Origin of the sequence: Thermomonas sp. (assembly GCF_020850895.1) — a bacterium.
GTDB lineage: Bacteria > Pseudomonadota > Gammaproteobacteria > Xanthomonadales > Xanthomonadaceae > Thermomonas.
On sequence record NZ_JADZDS010000024.1, the window covers coordinates 1 to 18,543 of the forward strand.

The 18,543-nt window shown below is 65.1% G+C and carries 18 protein-coding genes; 12 read left to right on the forward strand and 6 right to left on the reverse strand.

The features are described from left to right. The coding region (locus tag IT472_RS02410) for a glycine zipper 2TM domain-containing protein (RefSeq protein ID WP_297177821.1) at positions 1-549 on the reverse strand (549 nt) is incomplete at its 3' end. Positions 550-828: 279 nt separating this feature from the next. Between IT472_RS02410 and fusA the strand changes: the two genes are divergently transcribed. Together fusA and IT472_RS02420 are read left to right on the forward strand one after the other, a co-directional pair. Beyond that, the gene (gene fusA, locus IT472_RS02415; RefSeq protein ID WP_297177824.1) at positions 829-2,874 is read left to right on the forward strand and encodes an elongation factor G; all 2,046 of its coding nucleotides are present in this window, start codon (positions 829-831) and stop codon (positions 2,872-2,874) included. A 79-nt stretch (positions 2,875-2,953) separates the two neighbouring features. Then, the gene (locus IT472_RS02420; RefSeq protein ID WP_297177827.1) at positions 2,954-3,667 is read left to right on the forward strand and encodes a hypothetical protein; all 714 of its coding nucleotides are present in this window, start codon (positions 2,954-2,956) and stop codon (positions 3,665-3,667) included. 15 nt (positions 3,668-3,682) lie between these two features. On the opposite strand, the gene IT472_RS02425 is transcribed toward IT472_RS02420, so the two are convergent. Continuing rightward, entirely contained in the window at positions 3,683-4,147 is a 465-nt protein-coding gene (locus IT472_RS02425; protein WP_297177830.1) for an SET domain-containing protein-lysine N-methyltransferase, read from the reverse strand. Positions 4,148-4,195: 48 nt separating this feature from the next. Continuing rightward, positions 4,196-4,441: a hypothetical protein gene (locus IT472_RS02430; protein ID WP_297177833.1), complete on the reverse strand. Its 246-nt coding sequence runs from the start codon at positions 4,439-4,441 to the stop codon at positions 4,196-4,198. A gap of 192 nt (positions 4,442-4,633) precedes the next feature. On the opposite strand from IT472_RS02430, the gene IT472_RS02435 reads away from it, so the two are divergent. The 8 genes from IT472_RS02435 (at position 4,634) to IT472_RS02470 (ending at position 11,511) form a co-directional block, all read left to right on the forward strand. Then, complete coding sequence (locus IT472_RS02435) at positions 4,634-5,563, forward strand: alpha/beta hydrolase (RefSeq protein ID WP_297177836.1); 930 nt, start codon at positions 4,634-4,636, stop codon at positions 5,561-5,563. 60 nt (positions 5,564-5,623) lie between these two features. Then, positions 5,624-6,061 carry an SUF system Fe-S cluster assembly regulator gene (locus IT472_RS02440; RefSeq protein ID WP_297177839.1) on the forward strand — a complete coding sequence of 146 codons (438 nt, stop codon included), beginning with the start codon at positions 5,624-5,626 and terminating at the stop codon, positions 6,059-6,061. 72 nt (positions 6,062-6,133) lie between these two features. Next, on the forward strand, positions 6,134-7,579 hold the full coding sequence (gene sufB, locus IT472_RS02445; protein WP_297177842.1) for a Fe-S cluster assembly protein SufB: 1,446 nt from the start codon (positions 6,134-6,136) through the stop codon (positions 7,577-7,579). Further along, positions 7,576-7,779: a hypothetical protein gene (locus IT472_RS02450; protein WP_297177845.1), complete on the forward strand. Its 204-nt coding sequence runs from the start codon at positions 7,576-7,578 to the stop codon at positions 7,777-7,779. Before sufB ends, IT472_RS02450 begins: the two co-directional genes overlap by 4 nt. Further along, entirely contained in the window at positions 7,763-8,266 is a 504-nt protein-coding gene (locus IT472_RS02455) for a hypothetical protein (protein ID WP_297177848.1), read from the forward strand. The genes IT472_RS02450 and IT472_RS02455 overlap by 17 nt, the downstream gene beginning before the upstream one ends. Then, positions 8,250-9,011, forward strand: a complete 762-nt coding sequence (gene sufC / locus IT472_RS02460) for a Fe-S cluster assembly ATPase SufC (protein WP_297177851.1) — start codon at positions 8,250-8,252, stop codon at positions 9,009-9,011. The genes IT472_RS02455 and sufC overlap by 17 nt, the downstream gene beginning before the upstream one ends. Then, entirely contained in the window at positions 9,011-10,270 is a 1,260-nt protein-coding gene (sufD, locus tag IT472_RS02465; protein WP_297177854.1) for a Fe-S cluster assembly protein SufD, read from the forward strand. Before sufC ends, sufD begins: the two co-directional genes overlap by 1 nt. Positions 10,271-10,272: 2 nt before the next feature. Next, positions 10,273-11,511 carry a cysteine desulfurase gene (locus tag IT472_RS02470; protein ID WP_297177972.1) on the forward strand — a complete coding sequence of 413 codons (1,239 nt, stop codon included), beginning with the start codon at positions 10,273-10,275 and terminating at the stop codon, positions 11,509-11,511. On the opposite strand, the gene IT472_RS02475 is transcribed toward IT472_RS02470, so the two are convergent. Together IT472_RS02475 and IT472_RS02480 are read right to left on the reverse strand one after the other, a co-directional pair. Next, positions 11,500-13,158, reverse strand: coding sequence for a phosphoethanolamine--lipid A transferase (locus IT472_RS02475; protein WP_297177857.1), 1,659 nt, complete (start codon positions 13,156-13,158; stop codon positions 11,500-11,502). The two genes, IT472_RS02470 and IT472_RS02475, sit on opposite strands and share 12 nt — an antisense overlap. A 142-nt stretch (positions 13,159-13,300) precedes the next feature. Then, on the reverse strand, positions 13,301-14,671 hold the full coding sequence (locus IT472_RS02480) for a DEAD/DEAH box helicase (protein WP_297177860.1): 1,371 nt from the start codon (positions 14,669-14,671) through the stop codon (positions 13,301-13,303). A gap of 576 nt (positions 14,672-15,247) precedes the next feature. On the opposite strand from IT472_RS02480, the gene IT472_RS02485 reads away from it, so the two are divergent. Both IT472_RS02485 and IT472_RS02490 read left to right on the forward strand, forming a co-directional pair. Beyond that, positions 15,248-16,723: a hypothetical protein gene (locus IT472_RS02485; RefSeq protein WP_297177862.1), complete on the forward strand. Its 1,476-nt coding sequence runs from the start codon at positions 15,248-15,250 to the stop codon at positions 16,721-16,723. Between the two features lie 174 nt (positions 16,724-16,897). Then, positions 16,898-17,023, forward strand: a complete 126-nt coding sequence (locus tag IT472_RS02490) for a hypothetical protein (RefSeq protein WP_297177865.1) — start codon at positions 16,898-16,900, stop codon at positions 17,021-17,023. Positions 17,024-17,133: 110 nt separating this feature from the next. Here IT472_RS02490 and IT472_RS02495 read toward each other — a convergent pair whose 3' ends face one another. After that, entirely contained in the window at positions 17,134-18,507 is a 1,374-nt protein-coding gene (locus IT472_RS02495) for an MBL fold metallo-hydrolase (RefSeq protein ID WP_297177868.1), read from the reverse strand. Between the last annotated feature and the right edge of the window lie 36 nt (positions 18,508-18,543).

Sequence of the window (18,543 nt, forward strand, 5' to 3'; positions counted from 1 at the left end):
CTGGACCGTTCCAGAACGCGCCTGGAGCTCGCGCTGGCGTTGCTCGTAGATTTCGCGACCGGCCATGCTGCCGAGCATCGAACCCACTGCGGTTGCCGCATAGGCGCCGGTGCCTCCACCCATCTGGCTGCCGAGCAATGCTCCAGCGATTCCGCCGATCACCGCCGCCGTGTTGCTTCCGGCGCGGGTCCCGTAGCGGCGATCGCCGTAGGCGTCCCGGCCGTAGTAAGCATACCGGTCGTAGTAGGGATCACGATCCGAGTAGGAATCCCGGCCGTAACGCCTGTCCTCGTAGCTTTCGTAACGACCCGTGGCTGCCGTTTCGCGGCAAATACGGGAAGGTGCGGGAGCGTCACCCCCGACCAGGACCGGATCCACCCGGATCACCTGGGCGTAGTCGTAATAGGTCCCGGGATCGGATTCGACGTAGGCACCCGCCTGGGCGGGCGTGTCGCCATCGTCGTAAGGAAGATCATTGGATTGGGCCAGCACGGCCGGGCAAGCGGCAACCAGACCCAAGGCAAGCAAGCAGGCAGACAGGCGCTTCATGTGTTTCCCCAGACCGGAGCCAAATGGACCGGCGTGCAGCGACATTGCATCCGCCCGGTTGACGAGAAGCTGAACACGGCAAGACTCGCCAGAGCCGTTTAACGACGCGACAGCTTGGCAAGGCCAGTCCGAAGCACTGTGTTGCAGCGCACGATCACCACTCCACGGGCTGCGCTAAGGTGGTGGGACGCCGTGACGCCCGCACATGACGCTGCAACCATCGCCATCAACGCGGACCGCCACGACGATCCTATCCAACCTGCAGCGAGGGTCCCAGGCATGTCCCACAGCACATCGCAGATCCGCAACGTGGCCTTGGCGGGCCACCCCGGCGCCGGCAAAACCACCCTGTTCGAAGCCCTGCTGCATGCCGGCGGCGCCATCCAGACGGCAGGCACGGTCGAGCGCGGCAACACGGTGTCGGATTACGATCCGATCGAACGGGAACGCGGACACTCCATCGATTCCGTCATCGCCAGCATCGATCGCCCCGGAATGCATCTCACCCTGATCGATACCCCGGGGTACCAGGACTTCCGCGGCCCGGCGCTTGGGGTGATGGATGCAGTGGAAACCATCGCAATCGTGGTTGACCCCGAAACCGGCATCGGCCACGGCACCCGCCGGATGATGCACTACGCGATCGGCCGCGGGCTGTCGCGTGCGATCGTGATCAACAAGATCGACCAAGGCCACGCCGACGGCAGCTTACTCAACGCACTACGCGAGGAATTCGGTCCGGAAGTGCTTCCGATCAACCTGCCCGCGGACGGAGGGGCGCGAGTGATCGACTGCTTCGGGGGGCGCGAGGGCGACAGCGACCTCGGCCCTGTGGCCGAATGGCACCAGAAGATCCTCGACCAGGTGGTCGAGATGAACGAAGAGGTGATGGACCGTTTTCTCGAACATGGCGAGGACGCCCTCACTGCCGAAGAGCTCCACGACGCCTTCGAACAATGCTTGCGCGAAGGCCATCTGATCCCGGTGCTGTTCCTGTCGGCGCGCACCGGCGTGGGCACGCGCAAGTTCCTCGACGTCGCCGAGCGCCTGTTCCCGAACCCCAAAGAGGCCAATCCGGCGCCATTCCGCAAGGGCTTGGGCGCCGAAATGCAGCCCGTCGTTGCCCTGCCCGATCCCGAGGCCCATGTCATCGCCGACGTGTTCAAGATCATCAATGACCCCTTCGTCGGCAAGCTCGGCATCTTCCGCGTCCACCAGGGCACGGTGAAACGCGACACCCAACTGTTCGTCGATGACGGCAAAAAGGCATTCCGGGTGGCGCACTTGTTCCGGCTGCAGGGCAAGGACCATGTCGAGATCGCGCAGGCGATCCCGGGCGACATCGCCGCAGTGGCCAAGGTCGACGAACTGCACTACGAGGCAGTCCTGCACGATTCACATGACGAGGACCGGATTTCACTGACGCCGATGGTCTTCCCGCGCGCGATGTTCGGCATGGCGATCGAGCCGGCGACCAAGGGCCAGGAACAGAAGCTGGCAACAGCGCTGGCGAAGCTCGCCGAGGAGGACCCGGCCTTCGTGGTCGAACACAGCGGCGAAACCAACGAAACCGTCATCCGCGGCCTGTCCGACCTGCACCTGCGGGTCATGCTGCAGCGCCTGAAGGACCGCTTCCAGGTCGAGGTGACGACCCGCCCGCCGCGGATCGCGTTCCGGGAAACGATCGGTGCGCCTGCCGAAGGCCACCATCGGCACAAGAAGCAAACCGGTGGCGCCGGCCAGTTCGGAGAAGTGTTCCTGCGGATCGAACCGCTGCCGCGCGGCAGCGGCTTCGAGTTCATCGACGAGGTCAAGGGCGGCACCATCCCGGGACAGTTCCTGCCGGCGGTGGAAAAAGGCGTGCGCCAGGTGCTGGCCAACGGCGCGATCGCGGGCTATCCGATGCAGGACCTGCGGGTGACGGTGTACGACGGCAAGCACCATCCGGTCGACAGCAAGGAGGTGGCATTCATCGCCGCCGGCAAGCGTGCCTTCCTCGATGCGGTGGGCAAGGCCAGGCCACAAGTGCTCGAGCCCATCGTCGAACTGGAAGTCACCGCACCGGAGTCGTACATGGGCGACATCAGCGGCGGTTTGGCCACCAAGCGCGCGCGCATCAACAGCACCGATTCACTGGCCGGTGGGGAAATCGTCATCCGCGCGCTGGTGCCACTGTCCGAGTTGGAAAGCTACGGCGCCGAGCTGAAGTCCGCCACCGCGGGTCGCGGCCGCTATTCCCTCGATTTCAGTCGGTACGAGCCGGTGCCGCCTCAGGTGCAGAAGAAACTGGCGGACGCCTACAAGCCGCATGTCGAGGAAGATTGATTCCGGCCGCAGTCCGAGGATCATCGCGTCTGACATGGGTGCGATGGTGGAACGCAACCATCCAGGAGTGCTTTGCCCCATGCGCATCTTGCAGCGTGCCGTCCTGATTGCCTCCTGCCTATTGGTTGCCTGTCGCCCATCGCCGCAGGCAGCCTCGCCATCGACGGCACAGCCGACACCCTCGGCCACGGCGGCACCGGTGGCTGCCGCCACACCCTCGGCACCCGTGGTCGACCAAGCCGACTGGACCCTGCCCGGCTGGATCACGCCGCAAACGACGCTGGCCCAGTTGCAGGCCCGTTACGGCGCCGGGAATGTCCGCAAGGAAACACTCACTGGCCCGGAAGGCATGACCTACGACGCCTACGTACTGTTCGCCGACGATCCCACCAGACGCCTCGAATTGGACCTGTTCAACGACAGCGGCGTGGACAGGATCGCAGGGATCCGCATCGTGGACACGGGCACACGCTGGCATGACGCCAATGGCTTGCACACCGGGATGACGCTCGAAGACTTGGTGGCGAAAAACGGCAAGCCGATCAGCTTCTCCGGGCTGGATTGGGACTACGGCGGCACGATCCAGGATTGGCATGGCGGAACCTTGGCGCCAACGGATCCCCTGACCACCTACCCGACAATCATCCTGACCCGCCGGACTGGCCTCGGTGAATCCGTCGCCCTGCCCGCTGGCGATGGCCTGTTCCGCAGCGACGATCCGAAATGGCCGAACGTCGGCAAGGACCTGGTGGTCGGGCAGGTGCTGATGAGCTGGCCGGACGAAAACGATTGAGGCCGTCGGCAGGTCTCAGCGCTTCGGCTTGAGCATGGTCCCGGTGCAGGTTTTTGCACCACAGCGACAGGCCCAGATCTTCTTCAGCCGCGGCGTATGCCGTTCGGCGAGGCGGATGCCGTAGTCGTAGGTGAGTTCTTCGCCGGGCTTGATCGCGCGAATCGCTTCGATGAACACCCGCGAACGTCGCGGGTCGGACGCATCCTCCACCAGCACCGCCTCGCAATTGGGCGCGCAGCTGTGGTTGATCCAGCGTGCGGCATTGCCCTCGAAATTGGCATCGATCACCCAATCCTCGTCCAGGGTGAACAGGAAGGTGTGGCCGCTTTCGATGTCGCCACTGTCATCCGCGTCCACCTCTTCGTGGCTGCGGCGACAGCCCTTGTATTCGATCAGGCGCTCGCCCTTGCCGATCGGCAGCACGGCGAACACGCCGTTGCCGTGGATGGCGGAGCGACGGGTCTGGATTTTCTTCGGCATCGGCACGCAACACGGGGAAAGTGCGCATTGTGCCCCAGCCTCGACACTTCAGTGCAACCACCACGCGCCGCCACTCCAATGCATGGCCATGCCGAAGCCGAACAGGATCCAGAATAGTTTTTTCGTGCTGCGGCTTGCGCGCCACAACAGGAACAGCGAGCCGGCTGCCAGCAGCCAGTGCAGCAGGCGCGAGCGCTCGGCGCCCTCGGCCTTGCCGACGCGCTCCACCAGATCGCCCATGCTGGCCTGGAGGCGGTCGTACAACGACACTTCGAATCGGGTCTGCGTGGACATCGGGATCTCCTGCGGCATCGTGGCGTGGCTGGAAGCGCGTCGATCCCGCTGCCTGCCATGACCGTCATTGTCCCCACGCAAGGCATCGCCACCATGCGCATCCGTCAACCCTTGCAGCTGTCCGCCCCGCGTCAACCGGGTGCGCGCGGCCGCGTTGTCGTGATCGTCAACGTCAGATTGAGGACCGCATAGATGCGAATCGCCACCACCGCACTCGTCTCCCTGCTCGCCTTCGGCCTGCTCGCCGGTGTGGGCAGCCAGGCGTCCGCCCAGCAGCGCCTGCGGCAGATGCTGGAACAACGTCGCACAAACATTCCCAGAACAGAGCTACCCGCCGGTACCCGGATCGAGCGCGATATCGCCTACGGCAATGACCCGAAGCAGCGCTATGACGTCTACCTGCCCGCACGGATGCAGCCCGGTGCGCCGATCCTGTTCATGGTCCACGGTGGTGGCTGGCGCCGCGGCGACAAGGCCTCGCCCGGTGTGGTCGGCAACAAGGCCGCGTATTGGTTGAATCAGGGGTTCGTGTTCGTTTCGACCAACAACCGACTAGTGCCGGACGCCAATCCGATGCAGCAGGCCGAGGACGTGGCGGCGGCCATTGCCTCGGTTCAGCAACACGCGCGCCAATGGCAGGCCGATCCGGGCCGGATGATCCTGATGGGGCATTCCGCCGGTGCCCACTTGGTCATGCTGGTGTCGACCAAGCCCGACCTGCTGCGCCAGGCCGGTGCCCGGCTCCCGCTCGGCGTGGTATCGCTGGACAGCGGCGCGCTTGACGTACCGGTCTTGATGAGCCAGAACCGCGTGCCCGAGCTGTATACCAATGCCTTCGGCAGCGACCCGGCCTTCTGGCGCTCGGTGTCACCGCAGCAGCAGTTGGATTGGCGTGCCCTGCCGATGCTGCTGGTGTGCTCCAGCACGCGCCATTTCCCGACTTCGCCCTGCGATGAGGCGAACAAGCTGGCCAATCGTGCGCACAGCGTATCGGTATCCGCACTGGTCCTCCGGGAAACCCTGTCGCACGGGGAGATCAATGCCCAGCTCGGCCTGCCCTCGGACTACACGCAGGCCGTCGCAGGCTGGATCAACCAGCGCTTGATGCAAGTCAGGCGCTGAACATGGCGGCGGCGGCCGCAAAATCGTACAATTTCAGTACCGATTGAACGCCGCCCCGCCATGCTTCGCGTCACCAAGCTGACCGATTACGCCACCGTCGTCCTGACCGTGCTCGCCGCACGGCCGGGCGCGGTGTTGAGTGCGCCGGAACTGGCCGAAAGCTCGGGACTGGAACAGCCCACCGTCGCCAAGTTGCTCAAGCCGCTGGCAGCCGCCGGCCTGGTGCAGGGCTTCCGCGGCGCCAGCGGTGGCTACCGCCTCGCCAAGCCCGCGGACCACATCTCGCTGATCGAAATCGTCGAAGCCATGGAAGGCCCGCTGAGCATGACCGAATGCAGCGCGGCCAGCGGTCACTGCGGAATCGAACACCGCTGCGGCGTACGCAACAACTGGCGGCGCATCAATGATGTCGTGATTGATGCGTTGCGCGGTGTTTCGCTGGCGCAGATGCTGGCCCGCGCACCGCAGTCCACCCGTTCACGCATCGCGCAGGCCTGAACACCGCCGCCATGACCCACGCCGCCAGCAAGACGCCGCCCGCAACCGGCGCGTCCAGCCAGGACCACCTCCATGAGTGAACAGCAGAACGCCGGCATCCACGCCCAACTCGGGCGCAAGTACGAGGCCGGTTTCATCACCGCGATCGAATCCGAGTCGCTGCCGCCGGGGCTGGATGAGGACGTCATCCGCGCGATCTCGGCCAAGAAGCACGAACCGGACTGGATGCTGGAATGGCGGCTGCAGGGATTTCGCCGTTTCCAGCAGATGACAGCGCCGGATTGGGCCAAGCTGCAGATGGCACCAATCGACCTGCAGGCGATCTCCTACTACAGCGCGCCCAAGGGCCCGAAATACAAATCGCTGGATGAAGTGCCGAAGGAAATCCTCGACACCTACGACAAGCTCGGCGTGCCGCTGCACGAACGCGCCAAGCTCGCCGGCGTGGCGGTCGACGCCGTATTCGATTCAGTCAGCGTCGGCACCACCTTCAAGGACGAACTGGCCAAGGCCGGGGTGATCTTCACCTCGATGAGCGATGCCATCCAGACCCATCCCGAGCTGGTGCAGCAGTACCTCGGCAGCGTGGTGCCGCAGGGCGACAACTATTTCGCCGCGCTCAACTCGGCGGTGTTCTCCGACGGCAGTTTCGTCTACATCCCCAAGGGCGTGCGTTGCCCGATGGAGCTGTCGACCTATTTCCGCATGAACGCCGGCAACACCGGCCAGTTCGAGCGCACCCTGATCATTGCCGAGGAACGCAGCCACGTCTCCTACCTCGAAGGCTGCACCGCACCGATGCGCGACGAGAACCAATTGCACGCGGCGGTGGTGGAACTCGTGGCGCTGGACGACGCCGAGATCAAGTACAGCACAGTGCAGAACTGGTATCCGGGCGACGAGAACGGTGTCGGCGGGATCTACAACCTCGTCACCAAGCGCGCCGAATGCCGCGGCGCGCGCAGCAAGGTGACCTGGACCCAAGTCGAGACCGGCTCGGCCATCACCTGGAAATACCCGAGCTGCGTGCTGATCGGCGACGACAGCGTCGGTGAATTCCATTCGGTCGCGCTGACCCACCATTTCCAGCAGGCCGACACTGGCACCAAGATGGTCCACGTCGGCAAGCGCACCAAGAGCAAGATCGTCAGCAAGGGCATCAGCGCCGGGCGCGGCCAGAACAGCTACCGCGGCCTGGTCAAGGTCGGTGCCGGCGCGGAGGGCGCGCGCAATCACACCCAGTGCGATTCGCTGCTGATCGGCAAGACCTGCGGCGCGCACACCTTCCCCTACATCGAGGTCAAGAATCCGACCGCCACCGTCGAACACGAGGCCACCACCTCGAAGATTTCCGACGACCAGATGTTCTACTGCCGCAGTCGTGGCATCGACCCGGAGAATGCGGTGTCACTCATTGTCGATGGCTTCTGCAAGTCGGTGTTCCGCGAGCTGCCGATGGAATTCGCGGTCGAAGCCAAGCGCCTGCTCGATGTCACCCTCGAAGGAACCGTCGGATGAACAACGCTCCGATCCGCCGCCTGCAGTTCGTCGATGCCGATCAGCGCCAACAGCGAAATCTCGGCTACTGGCGTCAGCGCAGCACCGGCGAACGCCTGCATGCCGTGCTGACATTGCACCGCGAAGGCAATGCGCTGTTCAAGGGCGGGCATCCACCATTCACGCTGCAGTGGAAGTTATTCGATGGCCAGTGCGAGTGACAACGTGTTGGACAAGGGCTGGCGGGACTTTCTTGCTGCGCTCGAAACCCAAGGCGTGGAATACATGCTGGTGGGCGGCATCGCGCTTGGCGTCCATGGACATGTTCGCTACACCAAGGACATGGATATCTGGTTCCACGGCACTGAACGCAATGCCGAGCGATTGATCGCGGCATTGCGGACGTTCGGATTCACCGACATTTCCGCACCCGCATCGGCGTTCTGCAAGCCTCGCGCGATGTTGGTGCTGGGCAAGGAACCCAACGCAATCGAACTCATCAACTTCGCCGACGGCGTCGACTTCGATGCGTGCTACCCACGCCGCATCATGGTTCCGCTCGACGGGGTGCAGGTCGCCGTCATCGCCCTCGATGACCTGCGGACAAACAAACGTGCGGTTGGCCGCCTGCAGGACCTGGCCGATCTGGAACATCTGGAAGGGGCCGCTGACGCTCGCCCCGGAGACTGCAATGCTGAAAATCAATGATCTCCACGCCTCCGTCGCCGGCAAGGAAATCCTCAAAGGCCTCTCACTCGAGGTGAAGGCCGGCGAAGTCCACGCCATCATGGGGCCGAACGGCGCCGGCAAATCGACTCTGGGCAATATCCTCGCCGGCCGCGATGGCTACGAGGTGACCGCCGGCAGCGTCGAGTTCGAGGGTAAACCGCTACTTGAGCTGAAGCCGGAAGAACGCGCCGCGGCCGGGGTCGTCCTCGCCTTCCAGTACCCGGTGGAAATCCCGGGCGTGAACAACACCTACTTCCTGCGTTCGGCCTTCAATGCCCAGCGCAAGACCCGTGGCGAGCCCGAGCTCGACTCGATGCAATTTCTGAAGAAGGTCCGCGAGAAACTCGCCGTGCTGCACCTGAAGGACGAGCTGCTGCATCGTGGCGTCAACGAAGGGTTTTCCGGTGGCGAGAAGAAGCGCAACGAGATCTTCCAGCTCGCCCTGCTCGAACCCAAGCTCGCGATTCTCGATGAAACCGATTCCGGGCTCGATATCGACGCACTGAAATCGGTGGCCGATGGCGTCAACGCGCTGCGCACGCCGGATCGCGCCTTCCTCGTGATCACCCACTACCAGCGCCTGCTCGATTACATCAAGCCCGATGTGGTGCATGTGCTGGCCGATGGCCAGATCGTCGAAACCGGCGGCCCGGACCTGGCGCTGGAGCTGGAGGCCCACGGCTATGCCTGGATCCGCCAGCGGATCGGGCCGGAGGCGGCGTGATGAGCGCCCTGCTCGACTCCCTTGCGGCCGGCTTCGAGGGCGACGCCAACCGTCGTGCGCAACTGGATGCGCTGCTGCAGGACGGCCTGCCGCCGGCGCGCGCCGAAGCATGGAAATACACCTCGCTGCGCCAGCTCGAACGCCGCAATTTCGCCCTGCCGAAGGCCGTGGCCATCGATCCGGCGCTGCTGGCGGCGACCCCATCGCCACGCATGGTGTTCGTCAATGGCCTGTTCGATGCCGGCCTGAGCGAGCTCTCCGCGCTGCCCATCGGTCTTGACGCCCAGCCCTTGTCGACCTTGTTGCACGGTGGCGAATCACGCGCACTGGACTTCCTCGAACGCCGCTACCTGCGTGTCGATGAGCCGTTCGCACGGCTCAACGCGGCGCTGGCGCGCGAAGGCATGGTCCTGCGCGTCGAGGCTGGAACCCACATCGAACAACCGCTGCATCTGGTCCACGTCGGCACGCCGGATGTCGGTGACGTCGCTTGGCACCTGCGCCATTTCATCGAACTGCGCGAAGGCGCCTCGCTCACGCTGGTCGAGCACGAGCTTGCCGACGGCGACCACGCCCACCTCGGCAACAGCCTGCTGCATGTCCACGTCGCCAACGACGCCCGGCTGTCGCATGCCCGCATCCAGTCGGCAGCGCCACGCGCCACCCTGTTTGCCCGCACCGACGCCGTGCTGGCCACGCGGGCAAGCTACCAGCGCAGCGATTTCGAACTCGGTGCGCAGCTGTCGCGCCACGAATTGAATGTTCGCCTCGACGGTGACGCCGCCACCCTGCGTGCCGATGGCGTGCTGCTGGCCGACGGTCGCCGGCATGTCGATACCCGGCTCGGCATCGACCACGCCGCCCGCGACAGCCGCTGTGAACTGCTGTGGCGTGGACTCGCAGGGCAACGCGGCCGGGTGGTGTTCCACGGCGGCATCCTGATCCGCGAAGGTGCCGACGGCACTGATGCCGCGCTGTCGAACAAGAACCTGCTGCTGTCGGACAACGCCGAGATCGATACCCAGCCGACGCTGGAAATTCATGCGGATGACGTCAAGGCCGCGCATGGCGCAGCGGTCGGCCAGCTCGATCCGACCGCGTTGTTCTACCTGCGCTCGCGTGGTCTGCCGGAGACGCAAGCGCGCACCTTGCTCACCGCTGCGTTCTGCCGCGAAGTCGCTGGCCGGATCGAACATGCCGCGGTGCGCGCTTCGTGCGAAGCGGCCTTGGACGCAGCGCTGGGCCAACTGGACGCATGAAGATGGATGGCACCCGCTCCGACACCGCGATCGACTGGGCACGCATGCGTGCCGATTTCCCGATCCTCGACCGCCAGGTCCACGGCAAGCCACTGGTGTATCTCGACAGCGCCAATACCGGGCAGAAGCCCGACTGCGTGATCGCCGCCGTCGATGAGTTCTACCGCCGTCACAACGCCAACGTCAGCCGCGCCGTGCACGCGCTCGGCAGCGAGGCAACCGCGGCCTACGAGGGCGCGCGCGGCAAGCTGGCGCGTTTCTTCAACGTCGCGGCCGACGAATTGGTGCTGTGCAGCGGCACCACCTTCGCCATCAACCTGGTCGCCTATTCCTGGGCACTGCCGCGCCTGCAGCCGGGCGACGTCATCCTGCTGACGCGAATGGAGCACCACGCCAATATCGTGCCCTGGCAGCTGATCGCCGAGCGCACCGGCGCGACCATCAAGGTGGCCGAACTGCTGCAGGATGGTTCACTGGATCTTGATGCGCTGTTCGCCCTGATGACGCCAGACGTGCGACTGCTCGGCCTCGCCCACGTCAGCAATGTGCTGGGCACGGTCAACCCGGTGGCCGCGATCTGCAAGGAAGCCGCCAAGCGCGGCATCGTCACCGTCGTCGACGGCTCACAAGCCGCCCCGCACATGCCGGTGGACATCGCCGCCCTGGGTTGTGATTTCTACGCCGCCACCGGCCACAAGATCAGCGGCCCGACCGGCACCGGCGTGCTGTGGGCGCGCCGCGAGCACCTGGCCGCGATGCCGCCCTTCCTCGGTGGCGGCGAAATGATCAAGGAAGTCCGTTTCGACGGTACCGTGTTCAACGACGCCCCGCACAAGTTCGAGGCCGGCACGCCCAACATCGCCGGCTTCGTCGGCCTCGGTGCCGCGGTGGATTACCTGTCCGCCATCGGCATGGCCAATATCGCTGCGCGCGAACAGGATCTGCTGACCCACGCCACCGAGGAACTGCTGAAGATCGAAGGCCTGCGCATCTTCGGCACCGCGAAGGACAAGGCCGCCGTCATCAGCTTCGCCATCGACGGCACCCACTCGCATGACCTCGCCACCCTGCTCGACCTCGAAGGCGTGGCGGTGCGCTCCGGCCAGCATTGCGCGCATCCGCTGTTGCAGTGGCTGGGCGTGGGCACCACCTGCCGCGCCTCACTCGCCTTTTACAACAGCCACGCCGAGATCGAGGCGTTCGTGGCCGCACTGCGCAAGGTGCGCAAGCTATTGGGCTGAAGCCTGGGTGGTGCCGCGGCAGCTGGCCAGCAGGTCGCGTTCGTTGCGATAGACCGAGGTTTGCACGTCGAACACACCCAGCACGGTCGAGAACAGGTTGTCGTGACTGGCTCGCCGACGTGCAAACTCGCGCAGGCAGGCGTCGTTGATGCCGGCATCGGCCTCGAAGCCTGGCGACAGCCACAGCACCATCGGCACTGCGAGCTGCTGGTCGGGTGCGATCGAGAACGGCGCACCGTGCAGGTACAGGCCGTACTCGCCCAGCGATTCGCCGTGGTCGGACACGAACAGCATCGCCGTATCGTGCGAGGTCTGCGCCTTCAGCAAGTCGATCAGACTGCCGAGCACCGAGTCCGAATACAGGATTGCGTTGTCGTAGGCGTTCACCAATTCGGGCTGCTTGCAACGGCTCAGTTCGACCGACTTGCAGACCGGCGTCCAGCGTTCGAAGGCCGGTGGATAGCGCTCGAAGTAATTCGGCCCGTGGTTGCCGAGCATGTGCAGGACGATCAAGCCATCGCCCGGCATCGCCTTGATCCTGTCCGCAAGCCCGGCCAGCAGGATCTGGTCGAAGCAGCGTCCGCCGGCGCACAGGTCCGAGGCATCTTGCGACCCCATCACATGCGAAGGCACCCGCGCACAGACGCCCTTGCAGCCTGACTGGTTGTCGCGCCAGAGCACGCTGACGCCCGCGCGGGCCACGACATCGAGCAAGGTCTGGTGGTTGCGGATGGCGTCCTGATCGTAATGTTCGCGCCCCTGCATCGAGAACATGCATGGCACCGACACCTCCGTGCTGGTGCCGCAGGCGCGCACGTCGGGGAAGTTGATCACCTTGCGCGCCGCCAACTCCGGCGTGGTCTGGCGGGCATAGCCGTTCAGTCCCCAGTGGTCGGCACGCACGGTTTCACCCACCACCAACACGAACAGGCGCGGTCGACGCTGCAACGCCGCCGACGGGCGCTTGGCATCCGCACCGATCACCGCCGGCGGACCGCTGAATTCGCGCTTGCTCGGCTTGGCCACGTTGACCAGCCCGACGAGGTAATTGCCCGGGGTGATCTGGTAACGCAGCGCCTTGTGCTGGCGCATCATCGCGAACACACCCTGCGACGAGAGGATGATGGCGACTACGGTCAGCAGCAGCATCCCGGCGAGGAAGCCGGAATGCAGCAACAGGCCTCGCTTCCACGGCCGCGCATGGGTCCGCACCAGCAGGACCGCGATGGCGGGAAGCAGGCCGAACAGCAGCACATGGAACAGCATGCCCGCCGTGATCAGTTCGCGACTCTCGGCAACATCGGTGTGCAGCACATTGCGGAGCATGTCCGCGTCGAGCACCACCGCATACCGGCTCATGTACCAGTGCGCAAGCGCGCTGACCACCAGCACCACCGCCAGGACCGGACGCGCCCAGCGCCCCCAGCACAGCAGACCGAGCAGGAAGGCATTGAGCGCGAACACCGCCACGCCCAGCGACAGCATCACCGCGACCGAATCGGTCGCCGCCCTCACCCCGGCCCAGAACGGGCCATTGAGCGCCGCCAGGCAATACAGGCTGACAAGAACGATCAATGTTTCCGCAGACAGGAACGGCCGCCACACAGGGGCCAGACGCTTGCCGGGAAGGGGTCTTATCGCTGCCATGATGGGGTGTGGATGGGGCTGCAGGTGGCGCAGGCTAGCAGTAATCGCAGACAGCCGCATGCCACGGCCGGGTCGGACCGGATGCGGCCACGACCCGGTGAGTTCGGGCAAGGCAAATCATCCGTACAAAACCCGCTCGTGATCAGCGCATTCCACGCCGCGCTTCGCCACGCTCGCCCTGTCGGTTCCGGTCACGCTGGCTGCCGCGCTGGGATTCACGTTGACCCTCCCGCTGCCCTTCGCGCGCCGGCTTCGGCCCGGTGTGTGCGTGCGCATGTGCCTCGGTGCTGCGCGGCTTGCCGTGCGGGCGGCGGTTGCGCGCGGGTCGCGGGCCACGCGGAGCGTTGTCGAACGGCTTGGCATCGCTGCGGATGGCGCGTGACGGCTCGTAGCCGGGCACGGTTTCCATCGCGATCTCACGACCCAGCAGCTTTTGGATCTGGCGCAGCAGACCGGCTTCGTCCGGCGACACCAGCGAAATGGCTTCTCCCGTCGCGCCATTGCGGCCGGTGCGACCGATGCGGTGGACATAGTCCTCGGCCACCATCGGCAGATCGTGGTTGATCACCAGCGGCAGGTCCGGGATGTCGAGGCCACGCGCGGCCACGTCGGTGGCGACCAGGATCCGGGTCTTGCCGGACTTGAACTCGTTCAGTGCCTTCTGGCGCGCGGCCTGGCTCTTGTTGCCATGGATGGCGAGCGCCGGCAGGCCGGCGGATTCCAACTGCTCGGCAAGGCGGTTGCAACCGTGCTTGGTCTTGCCGAAGACCAGCACCTGTTCGGTGTGGCGACGGGCGAGGATCTCGATCAAGAGGTCACGCTTCTTCGATCCATCGACCGGGTGGGCGTGGTGGCGGATGGTCTCGATCACGGTGTTCTGCGCCGCCACCTGCACCTGCTTCGGCTCGCGCATGAACTCCAGCGCCAACGCCTTGATCCGCGGCTCGAAGGTGGCCGAGAACAACAGCGTCTGCCGCCGCTGCGGGACATGTTTCATGATCCGCTTGATCGACGGCAGGAAGCCCATGTCGAGCATGCGGTCGGCCTCGTCCAGCACCAGCATCTGCACGTCGCCGAGCTTGCAGCTGCCGCGCTCGAGGTGGTCGATCAAGCGACCCGGGCAGGCCACCAACACGTCCACGCCACGACGGAAAGCGTCCAGCTGCGGCTGCATGCCGACACCGCCGAACAGCGGAGTGACATTCAGGCGCAGGTACTTGGCGTAGGCACGCAGGTTGTCGGTGATCTGCACCGCCAGCTCGCGGGTCGGGGTCAGCACCAGCACGCGCGGGCGATGCAGGCCCTCGGGCTTGGGCAGCGCAGCCAGCATCTGCAACAGCGGCAGGCCGAACGCAGCGGTCTTGCCGGTGCCGGTCTGGGCGCCACCCAGCACGTCGTGGCCGGCAAGGATCAGCGGGATGGCCTGAGCCTGGATCGGCGTCGGGGTGGTGTAGCCGTACTCGCCGAGCGCACGCAGCAGCGTGGGCGCAAGGCCCAGTTCTTCGAAATTCACGTTGGAAACTCCATGGCAACGAACCACGCGCGAAGCGTGGGCGAACCCGTGCGTTTCCCTGGAACCGCGCGCGAGGTCGACAGATGGCACGACGCCGGTGATCCGGGCCGTGTCTGCGCGACGAAAGGCGTGTGGAGAAGCTGGCCGCAAGGGCGGCGGGCATGACCGGGAAAAACGATCAGCCGTGCGCAGAACCTGTGCATTGTACCTGAATTCGGGACCCGGGTAGAACAGTTGCAGGCATCCATGCGTCTGCAGGCTCGCGTTTGGCGAGTGGAATGAACGGGGAAGCAGCTTCGGAACGACAGGCGCGGGCATCGACCAAAGATTCAGTGATTCTGAAAACTCATTCGTCCGCTAGCCGTACGTGGCTCAGGCTGTGGCCTTTGCGGACGTACTGGCCCAGCAGGCCATTGAAGTTCTCGTTACTGCCCGCTCACACGGGTGGTGCAGGCAGGTGAAGCAGCAGCGCACGCCGGTGGCCACTTCGATCGGTCGGTAGCCGCGGAACTCCGTGCTTGCAACCGCAGGCACAGTAGGCGTATCCATTGCACACCGTGTCCATGGATGTCCGTATTGTCGCGTTTCCTGACCTGCCTCGCCCTGTTCCTGCTGTTGCCGATCTCCGCATTTGCTGCCGATTGGGATGGCCAACCCAACCGCTACCGCGTCCGCATCGATGCGCAGGCTACCCGCGCCGAGGTCGAAGCCGACCTGTGGCAGCAGAGCGACATGCTCTCAATGTACGGTGTGATGGTGGTGCCCGGCTTGGCAAACGGCCAGGCCAGCCTGGTCGAGGGCATGCGCGTCTCCGATGCCAGCGGCACGAGCCTCGCCTTGAAGGACCAGGGGGGCGGCGACTTCGGCATCAGAGGTGGCCAGCGCATCCACCTGTCCTATTCGGTGCGGCTGGAACATGATCACTATTCGTGGCCGGCGGGCATGGAGGAGGTCGCATACCACACCGACGAAGGTCTGATGACCACCGGCGCGACCCTGTTTTTCGCCGACGGCGATGCGCCAGTGCAGGCGCCAATTGAGGTCGAGTTCGAGCTGCCGCGTGGCTGGCACGCGAACACGCCGTGGACGCGTATCGGGACGGGAGAGCGTTACCGCGTGGCCTCGCGCCGCGAACTGCTCAGCAATGCGCTGTTCCTAGGCACCGCAATGTCCGAAACGTTCGATGCCGGTGGCGTGGAGCTGACCCTGGTGCTGGGCAAGCGTTATCGCAAGAGTGCGCCGCTGTTCGTCGACCTGCTGCGCTCCCAACTGGCCAGCTACGCCGAACTGTTCGGTGGCCCGCCGCTGTCGAAACGCTACCTGATCGTGATCAACGAGAATGCCAGTGGCGATGGTGGGGCCTTCGCCAGCAGCTTCAGCCAGTTCATCCAGGGCGATGCCGACGAGCGCAACCGGGTGATCTGGGGCTACGTGATGGCGCACGAGCTGCTGCACTTCTGGAACGGGCTGAGCATCGTCCCAACCGACTACCGCGAGGAATGGTTCAAGGAAGGCGCCACCGATTATCTGACCATCGCGACCCTGGCCCGCAACGGCTGGCTGGGGGGCGAACTGCTGTCGAAACGACTGGAGAACGTGCCGAGGCGGTATCTGATTGCGCGGTACGCGCAAGGGCTGGGCATGAGCGTACGCGAATCCAGCAAGGACAAGCAGCCGAACCGCCAGTTGGTGTACGGCGGCGGTAGCCTGGCCGCCTTGGCCCTGGACGTAGCCCTGCGTGAACGCAGCGGCGACAAGGTCGGCCTGCCCGACTTCATGAAGGTGTTGTATACGGAGTTCGCCAGACCGGGCAAGACGTATTCGTTGCACGACCTAGAGCGCATCGCCAGAGACCTGACCGGCAGCGACTTCTCCGGCTTCTTCGCTGAAGCGGTGGGCAGCGAGTCGTACTTCGATATCCGTCCGAGTTATGCGGCGCTGGGCTTGCGCATGGACAGTTTCGTCGAGGAGATGTTCATCAGCCGCGAGCCGCAGGCAACGCCAGCGCAGCGTGCCCGTTTCGAAGCCATCTTCGGGCGGAATCTCGAGTGAACCACGGGGTCGCCGGCTTACAAAGGCGCGATGTGGACCGCCAATACCCGTGAGGTCAGCCCCGCGCTGGCCGATTGCGAACTTTCCTTCCTGCCGCGCACGCGCATCGACATCGATCGCGCATGATCGCAAGACGCCGCCAACTGCCGTGCACTGGAGTGGCTGGGCTGCGAGGTGATCGCGCTGCCAGCCTCGGCCCTGTCCCCGGATTCGGTATTCGTGGAGGACGTGGCACTGGCTTACCACGTGGTCGCCGTCGCCACCCGCCAGTGCGCGGAGTCCCTTCGCGACGAACGGTAAAACAGAACGGCAACACAGGGACATCCACAACCCAGCACTGCCCCGACCCCGCAGCCAGGCATTTCCGATACCTTCGGCCTACTGACAGAGTGGCGATGGACAGCCCGCGTTCAAACTTCCAGCACGTCTCCCGGACGCACCAGCGTGGCTTCGACGCCGTGGCGTTCGTGGATTTCGCCGGCCAGTGCTTCACGCGCCAGGTCTTCCCCGTGCACCAGCGCCAGCGGCGGCGACGGCTGAAAGTGTGCATACCAGTCCAGCAGCGCCGCCTGATCGGCGTGCGCGGACAAACCGCCCACCGTATGCCGGTGCGCGTTGACGCGGACATCGTGACCGTGGATGCGTACCCAGCGCGCCCCTTCGACCAGACGCCGCCCGATCGTGCCCTGCGCCTGATAGCCGACGAAGATGATCCGGGTCTGCCGCTTGGGCAGATTCTGCCGCATGTGGTGCAGGATGCGACCGCCGCTGGCCATGCCGTTGCCCGCTATTACTATTGCGCCGCTGTGCAGGCGATTGATCGCCATCGATTCCTCGGCGGTTTCCGTGACCCGCAGGTTGGGCAGCCGGAACGGGTTGGGCGTGCCGCGCCAGACTTCGCGCGCATCGGCATCGAACAGTTCGTGATGGCGGTCATAGACCTGAACCACCTTCGACGCCATCGGGCTGTCGAGGTGGATGCGCCAGCGCCCCATGTCCCAGTCATCCCAGTGGCGGGCGAACCAGTACAGCAGTTCCTGGGTACGACCGACCGCGAATGCCGGGATCAGGACATTGCCGCGATCGTTCCAGGCCGCGTCGAGGATCTCCCCGAGTTCGCGCACGGTGTCGTGGCGCTGGCGATGGTTGCGGTCACCGTAGGTGGATTCCATCAGCAGCAGGTCGGCCTGTACCACCGGCTCGGGATCGCGCAGGATGGGGGTTCCCTGCATCCCGAGATCGCCGGAGAACACCAGCTTGCGGCCGTCGGCGAACAATTCGACGATGGCCGAACCGAGGATGTGGCCGGCATCGCGCAGGGCCAGCTCGACCCCGGGCAGGATTTCGGTGCGCTGTGCATACGGCAATGGGCGCACTTGCGCAAACACCGAGCGCACGTCCTCGCGGGTATACAACGGCATCGCCTTGGGCTGCCCCGGTTTGCGCCGGCGGTTGTCGCGTTCGGCCTCATTCTCCTGCAGCGAAGCCGAATCCATCAGCATGATCGGCAGCAGATCGGCGCTGGCGCGCTGGGTGAAGATCGGCCCGTGGAACCCGTCCATGCACAGTCGCGGCACCCGCCCGAGGTGGTCGATGTGGGCATGGCTGAGCACCAGCGCATCGAGGTCCTTCGGATCGAACGGAAACGGCGCGAAGTTGCGCGCATCCGCTTCCGGGCTGCCCTGCACCAGGCCGCAATCAATCAGGATGCGTTTTCCTGCCGCCTCGACCAGATGCATCGATCCTGTCACATCGCCGGCCGCTCCGTGGAAATGCACGCGCATGGGCTGTCCCTGTCAGGTGTTGACGCAAGGGTAGCG

Coding starts and splice junctions, on each gene's coding strand:
- IT472_RS02440 (WP_297177839.1), top strand. CDS start 5,624: ATGCTTCGCGTCACCAAGCTGACCGATTACGCCACCGTCGTCCTGACC.
- sufD (WP_297177854.1), top strand. CDS start 9,011: ATGAGCGCCCTGCTCGACTCCCTTGCGGCCGGCTTCGAGGGCGACGCC.
- IT472_RS02475 (WP_297177857.1), bottom strand. CDS start 13,158: ATGGCAGCGATAAGACCCCTTCCCGGCAAGCGTCTGGCCCCTGTGTGG.
- IT472_RS02425 (WP_297177830.1), bottom strand. CDS start 4,147: ATGCCGAAGAAAATCCAGACCCGTCGCTCCGCCATCCACGGCAACGGC.
- IT472_RS02470 (WP_297177972.1), top strand. CDS start 10,273: ATGGATGGCACCCGCTCCGACACCGCGATCGACTGGGCACGCATGCGT.
- sufC (WP_297177851.1), top strand. CDS start 8,250: ATGCTGAAAATCAATGATCTCCACGCCTCCGTCGCCGGCAAGGAAATC.
- IT472_RS02495 (WP_297177868.1), bottom strand. CDS start 18,507: ATGCGCGTGCATTTCCACGGAGCGGCCGGCGATGTGACAGGATCGATG.
- IT472_RS02435 (WP_297177836.1), top strand. CDS start 4,634: ATGCGAATCGCCACCACCGCACTCGTCTCCCTGCTCGCCTTCGGCCTG.
- IT472_RS02420 (WP_297177827.1), top strand. CDS start 2,954: ATGCGCATCTTGCAGCGTGCCGTCCTGATTGCCTCCTGCCTATTGGTT.
- IT472_RS02450 (WP_297177845.1), top strand. CDS start 7,576: ATGAACAACGCTCCGATCCGCCGCCTGCAGTTCGTCGATGCCGATCAG.
- IT472_RS02430 (WP_297177833.1), bottom strand. CDS start 4,441: ATGTCCACGCAGACCCGATTCGAAGTGTCGTTGTACGACCGCCTCCAG.
- fusA (WP_297177824.1), top strand. CDS start 829: ATGTCCCACAGCACATCGCAGATCCGCAACGTGGCCTTGGCGGGCCAC.
- sufB (WP_297177842.1), top strand. CDS start 6,134: ATGAGTGAACAGCAGAACGCCGGCATCCACGCCCAACTCGGGCGCAAG.
- IT472_RS02455 (WP_297177848.1), top strand. CDS start 7,763: ATGGCCAGTGCGAGTGACAACGTGTTGGACAAGGGCTGGCGGGACTTT.